At 57.6% G+C, this 13,704-nt stretch carries 16 protein-coding genes; 2 read left to right on the forward strand and 14 right to left on the reverse strand.

The window, feature by feature from the left end:
• Window positions 1-44: 44 nt before the first annotated feature.
• The 10 genes from pdxK to AC0TOY_RS13370 form a co-directional block, all read right to left on the reverse strand.
• Entirely contained in the window at window positions 45-881 is an 837-nt protein-coding gene (gene pdxK, locus AC0TOY_RS13325) for a pyridoxine/pyridoxal/pyridoxamine kinase (protein WP_048989362.1), read from the reverse strand.
• Between the two features lie 5 nt (window positions 882-886).
• A complete protein-coding gene (gene cysM, locus AC0TOY_RS13330; RefSeq protein ID WP_407858849.1) occupies window positions 887-1,798 on the reverse strand; it encodes a cysteine synthase CysM in 912 nt (303 codons plus the stop codon).
• A 117-nt stretch (window positions 1,799-1,915) separates the two neighbouring features.
• Complete coding sequence (gene cysA, locus AC0TOY_RS13335) at window positions 1,916-3,010, reverse strand: sulfate/thiosulfate ABC transporter ATP-binding protein CysA (RefSeq protein WP_008501607.1); 1,095 nt, start codon at window positions 3,008-3,010, stop codon at window positions 1,916-1,918.
• Window positions 3,000-3,875, reverse strand: a complete 876-nt coding sequence (gene cysW, locus AC0TOY_RS13340; RefSeq protein WP_370883419.1) for a sulfate/thiosulfate ABC transporter permease CysW — start codon at window positions 3,873-3,875, stop codon at window positions 3,000-3,002. Before cysW ends, cysA begins: the two co-directional genes overlap by 11 nt.
• The gene (gene cysT / locus AC0TOY_RS13345) at window positions 3,875-4,708 is read right to left on the reverse strand and encodes a sulfate/thiosulfate ABC transporter permease CysT (RefSeq protein WP_004123378.1); all 834 of its coding nucleotides are present in this window, start codon (window positions 4,706-4,708) and stop codon (window positions 3,875-3,877) included. The genes cysW and cysT overlap by 1 nt, the downstream gene beginning before the upstream one ends.
• Window positions 4,708-5,721: a sulfate ABC transporter substrate-binding protein gene (locus AC0TOY_RS13350; protein ID WP_032646709.1), complete on the reverse strand. Its 1,014-nt coding sequence runs from the start codon at window positions 5,719-5,721 to the stop codon at window positions 4,708-4,710. Before AC0TOY_RS13350 ends, cysT begins: the two co-directional genes overlap by 1 nt.
• Window positions 5,722-5,894: 173 nt before the next feature.
• A complete protein-coding gene (locus AC0TOY_RS13355) occupies window positions 5,895-6,794 on the reverse strand; it encodes a Dyp-type peroxidase (protein WP_023332959.1) in 900 nt (299 codons plus the stop codon).
• Between the two features lie 92 nt (window positions 6,795-6,886).
• Window positions 6,887-7,462 (reverse strand): RpoE-regulated lipoprotein, encoded by a 576-nt coding sequence (locus tag AC0TOY_RS13360; RefSeq protein ID WP_048989355.1) that lies wholly within the window; start codon window positions 7,460-7,462, stop codon window positions 6,887-6,889.
• Between the two features lie 63 nt (window positions 7,463-7,525).
• On the reverse strand, window positions 7,526-7,975 hold the full coding sequence (locus AC0TOY_RS13365; protein WP_148770401.1) for a DUF2919 domain-containing protein: 450 nt from the start codon (window positions 7,973-7,975) through the stop codon (window positions 7,526-7,528).
• On the reverse strand, window positions 7,962-8,387 hold the full coding sequence (locus tag AC0TOY_RS13370; protein WP_024907604.1) for a GNAT family acetyltransferase: 426 nt from the start codon (window positions 8,385-8,387) through the stop codon (window positions 7,962-7,964). Before AC0TOY_RS13370 ends, AC0TOY_RS13365 begins: the two co-directional genes overlap by 14 nt.
• A 212-nt stretch (window positions 8,388-8,599) precedes the next feature.
• Between AC0TOY_RS13370 and amiA the strand changes: the two genes are divergently transcribed.
• Both amiA and hemF read left to right on the forward strand, forming a co-directional pair.
• Window positions 8,600-9,475 carry an N-acetylmuramoyl-L-alanine amidase AmiA gene (amiA, locus tag AC0TOY_RS13375; RefSeq protein ID WP_024907603.1) on the forward strand — a complete coding sequence of 292 codons (876 nt, stop codon included), beginning with the start codon at window positions 8,600-8,602 and terminating at the stop codon, window positions 9,473-9,475.
• Window positions 9,475-10,374: an oxygen-dependent coproporphyrinogen oxidase gene (gene hemF, locus AC0TOY_RS13380; protein ID WP_473721939.1), complete on the forward strand. Its 900-nt coding sequence runs from the start codon at window positions 9,475-9,477 to the stop codon at window positions 10,372-10,374. Before amiA ends, hemF begins: the two co-directional genes overlap by 1 nt.
• 108 nt (window positions 10,375-10,482) lie before the next feature.
• Here hemF and eutR read toward each other — a convergent pair whose 3' ends face one another.
• The 4 genes from eutR to eutC are packed head-to-tail and all read right to left on the reverse strand — an operon-like array spanning window position 10,483 to window position 13,691.
• On the reverse strand, window positions 10,483-11,535 hold the full coding sequence (gene eutR, locus AC0TOY_RS13385; protein WP_024907601.1) for an HTH-type transcriptional regulator EutR: 1,053 nt from the start codon (window positions 11,533-11,535) through the stop codon (window positions 10,483-10,485).
• Between the two features lie 48 nt (window positions 11,536-11,583).
• Window positions 11,584-12,114 carry an ethanolamine utilization microcompartment protein EutK gene (gene eutK, locus AC0TOY_RS13390; RefSeq protein ID WP_473721940.1) on the reverse strand — a complete coding sequence of 177 codons (531 nt, stop codon included), beginning with the start codon at window positions 12,112-12,114 and terminating at the stop codon, window positions 11,584-11,586.
• An 11-nt stretch (window positions 12,115-12,125) separates the two neighbouring features.
• Entirely contained in the window at window positions 12,126-12,785 is a 660-nt protein-coding gene (eutL, locus tag AC0TOY_RS13395; protein WP_024907599.1) for an ethanolamine utilization microcompartment protein EutL, read from the reverse strand.
• Window positions 12,786-12,794: 9 nt separating this feature from the next.
• Window positions 12,795-13,691: an ethanolamine ammonia-lyase subunit EutC gene (gene eutC, locus AC0TOY_RS13400; RefSeq protein ID WP_290093577.1), complete on the reverse strand. Its 897-nt coding sequence runs from the start codon at window positions 13,689-13,691 to the stop codon at window positions 12,795-12,797.
• Between the last annotated feature and the right edge of the window lie 13 nt (window positions 13,692-13,704).

Here is a 13,704-nt window from a genome sequence, read left to right on the forward strand (position 1 = left end):
TTCTTGCCGCACAGAAAAATGGCGCCTTCGGGCGCCATTTTTGTTTATGCGGGGAGGATAAGCTCGTCGTAACCTTTCGACTGGGTATAAAGCATCACGTCCGTCACCCGATCGCCGGCCATGCGAATGGCATCGGCAACGGTTTTCCCCTCAACAATGCCGCTCACCAGTTCTGAACAGAACAGGTCGCCCGTCCCTTTCAGATCGGTTTCTACCCGCGGATGCGCGCTGATGGTCACGCCTTCATTCGTCACCAGCACCACGTGGATGTTCTGCGGGTCGTCAGCGACCGGCGCGCTGGTGATCGCCACCCACTTCAGGCTGTCAGAGAGCAGTCCCTGTGCCGCCGCGATGGCGCTTTCCGGCGTGCGGCACGGTTTGCCGCTTAACACTTCCAGTTCATAGACGTTTGGCGTGATCCCCTGCGCCAGCGGCAGCAGGTGCTCCCGATACGCTTCGGGGATCTCGGGCTTCACGTACATTCCGCTGTCGATATCGCCGATAACCGGGTCGACCAGCACCAGCAGGTCAGGATGCTGCGCTTTGACCGCCTTCAGCCACTGCGCCAGCAGGACGATCTGGCTGGCACTGCCCATATAGCCGGTGGTGACTGCTTTAAGCTCGCGCAGGATCTCGCGCTCTTCCAGCGCCTTAAGGTAGCCGCTGAACCACTCGTCGGGGATCACTCCACCATAAAATGTGTCGTAGTGCGGCGTGTTGCTAAACAGTACCGTCGGCACGGCGGTAACGTTCAGCCTGTGGGTTCGAATATTCGGTACCGCAATGCTGTTCCCCACGCTGCCGTAAACCACCTGCGACTGCACGGCGACAATATCGGTTTGCTGCGCCCGGGTATTATCCCGGAATAGAATCATCTCCATGACGCTTAAATCCCCGCCCCCTGCGAATAACTCTCTTCACCAAAGACGCCGGTAGACAGATAGCGATCGCCGCGATCGCAAATAATCGCCACCACCACCGCGCCCGGATTTGCCTTTGCTACCCGAATCGCACCCGCTACCGCGCCGCCCGAGCTGACGCCGCAGAAGATGCCTTCGCGCACGGCCAGCTCACGCATGGTATTTTCCGCCTCGCGCTGGTGAAGATCCAGCACCTGGTCCACAAGCTGCGCATTAAAGATGCCGGGCATATACTCCGCAGGCCAGCGGCGAATGCCCGGAATGCTGCTCCCCTCTTCCGGCTGCAGGCCGACAATGGTGACGGCTTTATCCTGCTCGCGCAGAAAACGCGATACCCCGGTAATGGTGCCGGTGGTACCCATGCTGGAGACAAAATGGGTGATACGGCCGTCGGTTTGCCGCCAGATTTCCGGGCCGGTGGTGGTGTAGTGCGCGTACGGGTTGTCCGGATTATTAAACTGATCGAGCAGTTTACCTTCGCCGCGCTCGGCCATTTCTAACGCCAGGTCGCGCGCGCCTTCCATCCCCTGCTCTTTGGTCACCAGAATCAGCTCGGCTCCGTAGGCACGCATCGCGGCGCGGCGCTCCTGGCTCATGTTGTCCGGCATCAGCAGCTTCATGCGATAGCCTTTCAGCGCCGCAATCATCGCCAGCGCGATACCCGTGTTCCCGCTGGTGGCTTCAATCAGCACGTCGCCCGGCTTAATCTCGCCGCGCTTTTCGGCCTGGACAATCATCGACAGCGCCGCGCGGTCTTTCACCGACCCCGCCGGGTTATTGCCTTCGAGTTTGACCCAGATTTCGCTGCCGTTGTCTGGCCCCATGCGCTGAAGCTTGACCAGAGGCGTGTTGCCGATGGTGTTTTCGAGTGTATTCACGTTTTTTACTCAATAAAAAAGCCGGGCGCGCGCAGCGATCCCGGCCTACAAGACACAGTGATAACTGTAGGCCCGGTAAGCGCAGCGCCACCGGGCGATAAACATCCTAATAACCTATCAGGCTGACTCCGCGAGAGCAATATCCTCGCGCGTCTCGATGCGCTCCTTGCCGTGATAGATACGGGCGTGCTGCAGACCGACAAACAGGCGCTCTCCCCGGTGCGGCGGCACGTCGTCGCGCATGACCACAGTCAGCGGCTCGGTATACCAGCCCAGGGGCTGTACCACCAATTGGGTGTAGTGACCTTTAGGGCTAGCTTCCAGCACCTGCACCGGCAGCGGTGAATCCAGGCTGGTTCGGCGGCTCACGTCCACTTCCCACGGACGCAGGAACAGATCGACCGGTCCCTGATGCGCGGAGGTATAGCCCAGCGGCCAGCGGTGCGCGCCAACGTGGAACTGCCCACCGCGAATAGTACCCTGAAGACGGTTTACCTCGCCCATAAACTCCAGCACGAAGCGGGTCGCCGGTTCGCGCCAGAGCTGTTCCGGCTCGTCAACCTGCTCAATGTTGCCCTGGCTCATGACCACCACGCGATCCGCGACTTCCATCGCCTCTTCCTGGTCGTGGGTCACGAAGACGCTGGTGAATTTCAGCTCTTCATGGAGCTGACGCAGCCAGCGGCGCAGCTCTTTACGCACCTGTGCATCCAGCGCGCCGAAAGGTTCATCCAGCAGCAGAATTTGCGGCTCAACGGCCAGCGCACGCGCCAGCGCCACGCGCTGTTTCTGCCCGCCGGACAGCTGGGCCGGGAAACGATCCGCCAGATGAGCCAGCTGCACCATCTCCAGCAGTTTGGTCACCTTCGCCTTAATGGTTGCTGCATCCGGGCGCTCGCGACGCGGCAGCACGGTCAGGCCAAACGCGATGTTGTCGAACACGGTCATGTGGCGGAACAGCGCGTAATGCTGGAACACAAAACCTACTTTACGATCGCGGGCATGCAGGCGGCTCACGTCGGTGCCGTGAAAGCGGATATGCCCGCTGGTCTGATGCTCAAGCCCGGCGATAATACGCAGCAGCGTAGTTTTACCCGAGCCAGACGGCCCCAGCAGCGCCACCATTTGTCCGGAAGGGATATCCAGCGAGATATCATTCAGCACCTGGGTGCGACCAAAAGACTTCTTAATATTGGCAATCTCAATGCTCATGATTTCCCTCCTGATGCTGACGTTTTTCCTGATTTTCTAAACGCCACTGCACCACACTCTTCAAAAACAGGGTCAAAATGGCCATCAGCGTCAGCAACGCTGCGGCAGTAAACGCGCCGATGGTGTTGTAGTCCTGCTGCAGCAGTTCAATCTGTAGCGGTAGCGACAGGGTTTCACCGCGAATGGAACCGGAAACAACGGAAACGGCACCGAACTCACCAATCGCGCGGGCGTTGGTCAGCACCACGCCGTAAAGCAGCGCCCAGCGAATGTTCGGCAGCGTCACGCGGCGGAACATCTGCCAGCCCGAAGCCCCCAGCAGCACCGCCGCTTCGTCTTCGTTGCTGCCCTGGCTTAACATCACCGGCACCAGCTCGCGCACCACAAATGGACAGGTCACGAAGATGGTAACCAGCACCATGCCTGGCCAGGCGAACATGATCTGCAGGTTATTCGCATCCAGCCAGCCGCCCAGCGGGCCGTTGGAGCCGTAAAAGAGCAGGTATACCAGGCCCGCCACCACCGGCGACACGGCAAACGGAATATCCAGCAGGGTAAGCAGCAGCTGACGTCCCGGGAAGTTAAAGCGCGTTACCAGCCAGGCCAGCAGAGTCCCGAACACGAGGTTCACCGGCACGGTGATCAACGCAATCATTACGGTCAACCAGATAGCATGCAGCATATCCGGGTCTGCCAGGTTTTCCAGCGCGGGCATCAGCCCCTTGCTGAACGCCTGAACGAAGATATAAACCGTCGGCACGACGAGAATGAGGGCGGAAACCAGCACGCCCGCCCCAATCAGAAACCATTTACCCCAGTTGATGCGGGGTGCATCGTATCGCTTCAATTGCGTAACTTCCGCCATCAGTGACCTACCACACGTCGACCAAAGCGACTTTGCAGAGTGTTAATTGAGTACAGCAGCAGCAGCGAGGCTGCGAGGATCACCGAGGCAATTGCGCTCGCCGCCGGATAATCAAACTCCTGCAAACGGATGAAAATCATCAGCGAGGTCACTTCTGTTTTCCAGGCGATGTTCCCGGCGATAAAAATCACCGCGCCGAACTCACCAAGGCTGCGGGTAAACGACAGCGCGACGCCCGCCATCAGCGCCGGAGAGAGCTCCGGCAGCACCACCTTGCGGAAGCTCTGCCAGCGAGTGGCGCCCAGCGTTTCCGCCGCTTCTTCGTATTCCGGACCCAGCTCTTCCAGCACCGGCTGCACGGTACGGACCACAAACGGGATGCTGGTAAAGGCCATCGCCACCGCGATACCGAGCCAGGTATAGGTCACCTTGATGTCAAATTTCGCCAGCCACTCGCCGTACAGCCCGTTCACGGAGAAGAGCGACGCGAGGGTTAAGCCCGCCACCGCCGTCGGCAGCGCAAACGGCAGATCCATCAGGGCGTCAAGCAGCGTACGGCCCGGGAAGCGATAGCGGGTTAAAATCCACGCCATCAGCAGGCCAAACACGCCGTTAAAAATGGAGGCGACAAACGCCGACAGCAGCGTCACCTTATAGGCCGCCACCACCTGCGGGTTGGTGACCACGTCCCAGTACTGCGCCCAGCTCATCTGCGCAAGCTGCATCACCAGCGCGCTGAGCGGCAACAGCAGGATCAGGCAGACGAACAGCAGGCTGGTCCCGAGGCTTAAGGTAAAGCCCGGCAGCACGCGTTTTGTCGAAACTGCAAACATTACTTATGCCCCGCCGCCAGCAGTTTGTCTAACTCACCGCCGCTGGCAAAATGCGTTTTCATCACATCAGGCCAGGAGCCAAAATGATCTTCCACGCGGAACAGCGCGGTCTGCGGGAATTTATCTTTCAGTTTGTTCATTACGTCCGGGTTGTTCACGCGGTAGTAGTAATCGGTAATGATGGTCTGCGCCTGAGGGCTGTACAGGTAGTTGAGATAGGCTTTTGCCGCTTTCTCGGTACCGTTTGCCTGCACGTTTTTATCCACCCATGCGACCGGGAATTCGGCCAGAATGTTGGTTTTCGGGATAACCACCTCGAAGCCCTGCGCTTCGTACTGTTTGCGGATGTTGTTCACTTCCGACTCGAAGCTGATCAGCACATCGCCGAGACCGCGTTCTGCGAAAGTCGTGGTCGCCCCACGGCCGCCGGTATCAAACACTTCGACATTTTTCAGGAACTGGGTCATGAACTGCTCGGTTTTGGCTTTATCGTTACCGTCAGCCTTGTCCGCCGCGCCCCACGCGGCTAAATAGGTATAACGCGCGTTACCGGAAGTTTTTGGGTTCGGGAAAATCAGCTTCACGTCGGAACGGACCAGGTCGCTCCAGTCGTGGATATTCTTCGGGTTGCCCTTACGGACCAGGAAGCCCATGGTGGAGTAGAACGGCGAGCTGTTGTTCGGCAGACGGCTCTGCCAGTCGGCCGGAAGCAGCTTGCCTTTGTCGTGCAGGATCTGCACGTCAGTGACCTGGTTGTAGGTCACCACATCCGCTTTCAGGCCCTGCAAAATCGCCAGCGCCTGCTTGGACGACCCGGCGTGGGACTGCTTGATGGTCAGCTTATCGCCGTTATTGTCTTTCGCCCACTGCTGTTCGAACGGTGGGTTAAGGGCGGCAAACAGCTCGCGGGAGACGTCATACGAACTGTTTAACAGTTCAGTCGCCTGCGCCTGTGCCACCAGCAGTAAACCTGCCAGCGCCAGAGTTCCTTTTTTTAGTACAGTAACGGCCATTGCGCACCCTTATAAATGTGATGACTATCTTATAGTCATAATATTTATAACGGGGATGAAAGGAGTAACGGTTTTATATACCGTTTGGTGATTTAGAAGCAGAAAAGGGAATAAGGGGTGCGGCCTGATGCCCTCACCCCAGCCCTCTCCCACAGGGAGAGGGAGAAAGGCTATTACAGCGCCAGCAGACGCTCAACGGACGGAGCAAAGTAGTAGCCGCCGGTCACCGGTTTGGTGAAGCGCAGCATGGCGTCGCGCTTACCGTCGGTATCGCCGAACATGCTCAGCAGCTGCTGCTCAATGTTATACAGGCGCGCGCAGTAGGCGCAGAAGTAGAGGCCGTGCGTGCCGCTTGCGGTACCGTACGGCAGGCTCTGGCGGACAATCTTCAGTCCTTTACCGTCTTCCTTGAGGTCAACGCGGGTCAGGTGCGAGGTGACCGGACGGTCATCGCCGTCGATCTCTTCGTTGGCTTCTTTAGTACGACCAATCATCATCTCCTGGTCGTGCACGCTCATGCGGTTAAGCTGCTTGAGGTTGTGCTCCCAGCGCTGAACGAACACGTAGCTGCCGCCCGCGTCCACGCCGTCTTTAATCACCGCCACGTCGCGACGAACCTCTTCACCCGCCGGGTTTTCCGTCCCGTCGACGAAGCCGCTCAGATCGCGCTCTTCCACCCAGCGGAAGCCGTGAACCTCTTCCTGCACTTCAATGCTGTCGCCAAAGGCCGCCACAGCGGCCTGGGCAACGGAAAAGTTCACGTCGTGACGCAGGGAGAGAATGTGGATCAGCACGTCATATTGGGTCGCAGGTGCCAGACCTTTGCCATAAGGGATGAAGTCTTTCAGCTCTTCCGCCCCTTCGCCACCGCTCAGCTGACGCCAGACGTTATTGCCAAAGGCAACAACGGCGCCGAGGTGGGCTTCCGGGAATTTGGCCTGGAAGGTGGCCAGCTTATCAACAAACGCTTTACTGGCCGCACGCAGGGCATCCACGTCCCCTTTAACATTGGCTTCAATCCAAATCGCCGCGCGGCAATGTTCTGGCAAAATGCCACTCTGAACCTGAGACATCGCTCCTCCTGAAATAAAGATGCCACGTCAGCGTGGCATTGATGGCGGGTATTATACCCGGATTTCAGCGAGGCGGTTTGTTCAGGCGCAAATTACTGCTTCCAGAGTATTTTGCTCACTTTCCAGCTCTTGAGCGTGTCGTCAGACGGCATCAGTCCTTCCGGTCCGCTCCAGGTTCCGGTGAAGACATAGCTGATGTGCTGGCTGCCTTCCGCCTTACATTCCACCGCGACCTTGTCGTCAGACGGCAAGCTGGTGCAATTGCCAAAAGCCTGCTTATAAAGATCGCTAAACGGGGTCCCTACCTTCACGCCGCTAGCGGTCGGAATATCTTCATCCATCACCGCAATTCGGTTTACCGTGCCTTTGTCACCGTTGATCACCAGCGCCAGCTTGTCGCCCTTCAGCGCTTCGTAATAGCGAACAATATTGCCATTCTCCGTTTTCATGCCGCTGCGCAGGCGGTAATCGCTGCTGAGCGCATCCTGAATAGCATTCTGATCCAGCGCCGTCGCGGCGGTAATTTTCCCCACGCCCTGCTCGGTCACTTCCGTTGCTGAGCCAAACCAGTTCCACGGATACGCGGCGGACCAGTTAATAGAGGAGAGCGTCGAACAGCCGGTCAACGCCAGCGGGAGAGCGCATAAAAGTAAACGCAGCGATTTCATTGAAACGTCCTTTCTAATTAAATCAACGCTTGTTGGAGTGCGACATCGGCAAAAAGTGCCGGATTAATCATCCTGAGGCGCAAAACAGGCGCGAAGACGCGGATTCGTCAGCAGCCACAGCAGCGCCACAATATCGGCAACCACCAGCGCAATACCGATGCCCGTCAGCGGTTCACCGTACCACCAGAGTACCGGCTGCCAGAGGAGCAGCGCAATCTGGGCAAGGATCAGCAGCCCGCGAAGCGCGCGCCACATACGCGGGATCGCCTGCCGCCGGCCGCTGCACAAAAACGCCACCACCGCCGGTACGCCCGGCAGTAGTCCGAGCCAGAAGGCGTCGTGATCGGGATAAAAGAGATTCAGCAGCGTGTCGCCCTGCCCGCGCGACGCGGCGGCCATCACAAACAGCACCCAGGTCCGGGCCTGGAGCAGCAGAACGCACCAGAATAAAAAGGGCAGCCTGACGCGGCCCTGCGCGTCATAGTCAGCCGGATGGATCTCAGTACTCTTCATCTTCGATCAGACGCTTGCCCAGAGTCAGCACGTCAGCGTGCTCGTAGCCCAGACGCTCATACATGCCCAGCACGACGTCGTTATCTTCCCGCACCATGATCTGGATCTTTGGGCAGCCGCGGGCGATCAGCTTCTTCTCGAGTCGGTTCAGCAGCGCATTGGCAATGCCGCGGCCACGGTATTCCGGGTGAACGCCCAGATAATAGGCCGAGCCGCGGTGGCCGTCGTAACCGCCCATTACCGTCCCCACAACCTCGCCATTAACTTCCGCGACCAGAAACAGACTGACGTCGTGATTCACCTTACGTTCGATATCCATTTCCGGATCGTTCCACGGACGCAGCAGATCGCAGCGCTCCCAAAGGGTGATCACCTCTTCGAAATCTTCCTGGCGAAAAACGCGTATCTCCATGGTATTAACCGCCTTTTCGGGTTTAAAAACAGTGATTATGGCGCGAAGCACGCCTTTAGCCAATAACCGGGGAAAATCTCGCCAAAATTTGGCATAATGTCACTTTGTCACGTATTGAAATGAAAAGTAAAACAATTCTCAATATGGACTGTCGTAACGGGAAACACGATACGATATAACACCAGGACCCCATTTTTTAGTATTCAGGCCGCATGAGCACATTCAAACCATTAAAAGCACTCACATCGCGTCGTCAGGTTCTCAAAGCGGGGCTGGCGGCCTTAACGTTAACGGGCATTGCAAAGCAGGCTCAGGCGAAAGACGAGAGCACGCTCAAAACCAGTAACGGACACAGCAAACCAAAAGCCAAAAAGCCGGGCGCGAAGCGTCTGGTGATGCTCGACCCAGGGCACGGCGGCATTGATACCGGCGCCATCGGCAAAAACGGGTCGAAAGAAAAACACGTCGTGCTGGCAATTGCAAAAAATGTGCGCGCAATTTTACGCAGTAACGGCATTGACGCCCGTCTGACGCGTTCTGGCGATACCTTTATTCCGCTGTATGACCGCGTAGAGATCGCCCACCAGCACGGGGCGGATCTGTTTATGTCGATCCACGCCGACGGCTTTACCAACCCTTCTGCGGCCGGTGCCTCGGTGTTTGCGCTTTCCAACCGTGGCGCCAGTAGCGCCATGGCGAAATACCTCTCCGACCGCGAAAACCGGGCGGATGAAGTCGCCGGGAAGAAAGCCACCGACAAAGACCACCTGCTACAGCAGGTGCTGTTCGACCTCGTGCAGACGGATACGATCAAAAACAGCCTGACGCTCGGCTCGCATATTCTGAAGAAGATTAAGCCAGTGCATCGTCTGCACAGTAAAGGCACCGAGCAGGCGGCGTTCGTGGTCCTGAAATCACCGTCCATCCCGTCCGTGCTGGTGGAAACCTCCTTCATTACCAACCCGGAAGAGGAGCGACTCCTCGGCACCACGGCGTTTCGTCAGAAGATCGCCAACGCCATCGCCTCCGGCATTATCAGTTACTTTAACTGGTTCGATAACCAAAAAGCGCACTCCAGGAAACGTTAATGAAACCCGATGCTCAACTGGTCAAAATCTTCCTGCTGCAGCTGCAGGATGAGATCTGCCAGAAACTGGCCGCCGCAGACGGCGGTGAATTTCAGGAAGATACCTGGCAGCGCGAGGCCGGAGGCGGCGGGCGCAGCCGCGTGCTGCGAAACGGCGGCATCTTCGAACAGGCGGGCGTGAATTTTTCCCACGTTCACGGCGACGCCATGCCTGCATCTGCGACGGCACATCGTCCCGAGCTCGCAGGCCGCAGCTTTGAGGCAATGGGCGTCTCGCTGGTGGTGCATCCGCACAACCCGTTTGTGCCGACCAGCCACGCCAACGTGCGCTTTTTCATTGCGGAAAAAACGGGCGCCGACCCGGTCTGGTGGTTCGGCGGCGGTTTCGACTTAACGCCCTATTACGGCTTCGAAGAGGATGCCGTGCACTGGCACACCACCGCGCGGGATCTTTGCCTGCCGTTTGGCGAAGACGTCTACCCGAAATTTAAAAAGTGGTGCGACGACTACTTTTACCTGAAGCACCGCGACGAGCAGCGCGGCATCGGCGGGCTGTTCTTTGACGATCTCAACACGCCGGATTTTGATACTGCGTTCAGCTTTATGCGCGCGGTGGGTGAAGGCTATACCGACGCGTACCTGCCGATTGTCGAACGCCGTAAAAACACCAACTATGGCGTGCGCGAACGTGAGTTCCAGCTCTACCGTCGGGGGCGCTACGTGGAATTTAATCTGGTGTGGGATCGCGGGACGCTGTTCGGCCTGCAGACCGGCGGGCGCACGGAGTCGATTTTAATGTCGATGCCGCCGCTGGTGCGCTGGGAATATGACTGGCAGCCGGAAGCGAACAGCCCGGAAGCCGCCCTTAGCGAGTTTATTCAGATCCGCGACTGGGTGTAGTTTACCTGACCTGATGACGGCTAGCGCCTTATCAGGCCTGCAATGACTGAGGCACCGCCCCGCAGGCTGGATAAGGCGCAAAGCGTCGTATCCGGCACAATAATGTCATCACGCCCACTGGCGCATACGCTGATGCAGCGTCAACGACGGTTTCTCCGCAAACAATTGCTGATAGTCAGTGGCAAACTGCCCCAGATGCCAGAATCCCCACTGCATGGCGGCGTCTTTTACCGTCACGCTTTGCGACCACGGGCTTATCAGCTCGCGACGCACGGCGTTCAGACGAATACGTTTTAACCAGGCATTCGGACCAATTCCGAGTATCGTATGAAAGGCGTTTTGCAGCGTCCGACGGCTGACGTGTAACTGATTACACAGGTCAAGTACGGTCAGCGGCTCTGACATATTTTCCAGCACATATTCGCGCGCACGCGACAGCAGGCGACGATAGCTCTGATGGCTGATACTCTCGGCCGTGATTATCGGCTGCGCTTCTTCCAGCATTGTGCCCATCGCCAGCAGCAGGTTATCGCCCAGCACTTTGCGTACCGCAGGTTGATGGAGGTTTACCGGATTCTCGCTAAATGTCGCCAGCGCCTGCTGCACAAAGCCCCATAGAGCAGCTTTGTGTTGTTCTTTCACTTCCAGCGCCGACTGGTTACGCAGCATATGCATCACCCTTTCCGGGTTATGCAGGAAGTTGGCCTGACGGGCAATGGCCTCTTCAGAAATGACGACGCCCAGAATGGTGTAATCATCCGGCGTACTCAGTTCAAACTCCGTCCCGCCCGGGCGGGTGGCAATTTCAGCGTTACCCAGACACTGGGTGCCAATAAATCCCTGTTCGCAGCGCGTGGCCGGAATACCAAACCAGAACGAGTTCGGCCAGACAAGACATGACTGACGCAGCGCCAGTCCGGTGTATTCACGGAACACCTGAATATCGTCGAGCAGGATTTCCGTGAACTCGCCATGAAATTTTCCCGGATGCAGCTGGTCGTAGATTTGCTGCCAGGCGGTAATCGTCAGCGCATGCTCATACACATCCGTTGTTCGCCGCTGATGAACGTTGTCCACCTCCACTTTCGGCGTAAGTTTAACGTCTTCGGGTAATGCTTCATGATAAAGATGGTGCAGGTTTGCAGTTCGGGTCTTTTTCATGATCTTTTAAGCCGGAAGCCTCCACGAAGCCCCCGGCCCTCCGACAGATTAATTTTTTAAGCGATAGCGACTACTGCGTTTACGCAACGCTCCGTGAGAAAAGAGCTGTTCCAGCGCCTTTCTGGCTTCATCAAGTGACCAGCCAAAGTGGGCAGCCACTTCTCCTGCCGTCATTCCTTGACGGACCGATGTCAACAGCGCCAGAAGTTGCTCAGAGGATTCAGACGTCAACGGGGCATCCTGCGTCTTCTGCGGATTTACCTCTGTTTTCACTTCTGGCTTCTGTTCTGGTTTCTTCGGCTGGCGCGTAAAACCGCCGATCAGCCACTGGGTGTCATCGTCCGGCCGGCCTATTTCCTTACGGCTGATAACACGGCCTGTACGCGCTGCGGCAGCGCTGCCGGCATCCAGTGCTGCGCGGCACGCAGCCAGATCGCCTTCCACCACCAGCGTCAGCCGGCCAGGATCGAGCACTTCGTGGCTCAGCAGACGCACGTTAGCGGCTTTCAACATGGCATCTGCCGCGTCGACGGCAGCCACCATGCCATCCACTTCCAGTAATCCCAGTGCATTGATCATCACTACCTCTCTTACGCGCGCTGGACTGGATTACGGGCAATATCCAGCACGGCATCGGCAAAGGCGTTACAGGCGGCTTTACAGGCGGCCTGGCTACCGGTCAAAAACGCGGCCGAATAGTTGGTTTCTGACGGTGGCGGCACATAGGTGACAATCTGCACATCGGCAGATTTCAGCGCAGCATCAATACCCAACGTCGCCTCCAGCGGCGGCGCCACCAGATACGCCATCGGATCGCCAGGTCGGCATCCTGCGGTCGCCGAGAGATACGACCCGGTACGCGAAACCACATGCGCCAGGAAAGCGGTATCTTCTGCGTCATTTGCCCACTGGAACGCCGCACCGCTTTCAATATTGGCCACCATCGCGTCCAGACCTGCGCGAACTTCGGCCGGGTTTGGCCCTCCGAGCATAATCAGCACTTCGCCCGAGGTTGGAGAGGGGCTGTGCGCCGCGCCGGCATATAGCGAGCGGCCATAAACCACTTCGACCATTGCCTGTTTTGTCGCTTCGTCTGCGGCAATATACGCCACGTCATCAGAATCTGCTGTGATGAGTCCAAGGCTACGTATATGTGGCGGTAATTTAAGTTCACGGGCAAAACCGTCATTTACCGAGGCAATCACGCGCATTGCGGTGACTGAAGGTCTAATCAAATCTAATGCTGGCATGATGCCTCCTTAACGGGTCATATTGATGCCGGATGCTTTTTGCTCCAGCATGCGCCTGGCCAAATCCACAATCACCGCCGCCGCTTCAACCGGTGGCGTACCGCCCTGATGAATATTCGAGATACAGGTACGGTCAGCTTCAACGGTCGTCGCCACGCGCGGCGAATAGACGGCATAGCAGGAAAGGCTTTCAGACTGGCCAAGGCCCGGACGTTCCCCAACCAGCAGGATCACCGCTTTCGCACCAAGCAGTTCGCCGATCTGATCTTCGATTTTCACGCGACCATAGCGAACAAAGAACGGTGTCCCAACCTTCAATCCGGCCTGTTTTAAGCCCGACAACAGCGGCGGCAGGATCTCTTCGTAGTTGGCGGTGATGGCGTCGGTAGACAGGCCATCAGAGATAATCACCTGCACATCCGGGTTCATTACACACTGTGATTTCAGCGCTTCAATGGCTTCCGCACTCAGACGACGCCCCAGATCCGGGCGCGTCAGGTACAGGTTTTTGTCACTGATTTCCGAGCGTACTTCCAGCAGCCCCTGGGCTTTTACCCACTCTTCGGGCACTTCTTTCAACACCGTGTCTTTTGAACGCGAGTGATCGGCCAGGAAACGCAGCAGCGCCTGAGTGCGCGGGCGTGGACCGGCACGGCCGGTACATACACGCGCGGCGGTGCTGCGGCGCAGCTCGGTCAATACCTCTGCGCGATGCGGGTTCTCAACGCCAATCCATGCTTTGGCCTCGGCTGAGCCTAAATCCATTGCACAGCTTTCACCCGTTGGTGCAGCACCCTGCGCGGTGCTACATTTCTCTTCAGGTGACGACGCTTGCGCCTGCGGCTGTGACTCTCCCATTGACGCCATAACGCTGCGTACAATTTCTTCAATCTGTTTTTGATCCATCGTGTGTCATCCC

The organism is Enterobacter sp. PL_is379 (assembly GCF_055817355.1).

Bases quoted from the DNA above. Each gene is read 5' to 3' on its own strand.
- pdxK (WP_048989362.1), bottom strand. From the start codon at position 881: ATGGAGATGATTCTATTCCGGGATAATACCCGGGCGCAGCAAACCGAT.
- cysA (WP_008501607.1), bottom strand. From the start codon at position 3,010: ATGAGCATTGAGATTGCCAATATTAAGAAGTCTTTTGGTCGCACCCAG.
- cysW (WP_370883419.1), bottom strand. From the start codon at position 3,875: ATGGCGGAAGTTACGCAATTGAAGCGATACGATGCACCCCGCATCAAC.
- cysT (WP_004123378.1), bottom strand. From the start codon at position 4,708: ATGTTTGCAGTTTCGACAAAACGCGTGCTGCCGGGCTTTACCTTAAGC.
- AC0TOY_RS13350 (WP_032646709.1), bottom strand. From the start codon at position 5,721: ATGGCCGTTACTGTACTAAAAAAAGGAACTCTGGCGCTGGCAGGTTTA.
- AC0TOY_RS13355 (WP_023332959.1), bottom strand. From the start codon at position 6,794: ATGTCTCAGGTTCAGAGTGGCATTTTGCCAGAACATTGCCGCGCGGCG.
- AC0TOY_RS13360 (WP_048989355.1), bottom strand. From the start codon at position 7,462: ATGAAATCGCTGCGTTTACTTTTATGCGCTCTCCCGCTGGCGTTGACC.
- AC0TOY_RS13365 (WP_148770401.1), bottom strand. From the start codon at position 7,975: ATGAAGAGTACTGAGATCCATCCGGCTGACTATGACGCGCAGGGCCGC.
- AC0TOY_RS13370 (WP_024907604.1), bottom strand. From the start codon at position 8,387: ATGGAGATACGCGTTTTTCGCCAGGAAGATTTCGAAGAGGTGATCACC.
- amiA (WP_024907603.1), top strand. From the start codon at position 8,600: ATGAGCACATTCAAACCATTAAAAGCACTCACATCGCGTCGTCAGGTT.
- hemF (WP_473721939.1), top strand. From the start codon at position 9,475: ATGAAACCCGATGCTCAACTGGTCAAAATCTTCCTGCTGCAGCTGCAG.
- eutR (WP_024907601.1), bottom strand. From the start codon at position 11,535: ATGAAAAAGACCCGAACTGCAAACCTGCACCATCTTTATCATGAAGCA.
- eutK (WP_473721940.1), bottom strand. From the start codon at position 12,114: ATGATCAATGCACTGGGATTACTGGAAGTGGATGGCATGGTGGCTGCC.
- eutL (WP_024907599.1), bottom strand. From the start codon at position 12,785: ATGCCAGCATTAGATTTGATTAGACCTTCAGTCACCGCAATGCGCGTG.
- eutC (WP_290093577.1), bottom strand. From the start codon at position 13,691: ATGGATCAAAAACAGATTGAAGAAATTGTACGCAGCGTTATGGCGTCA.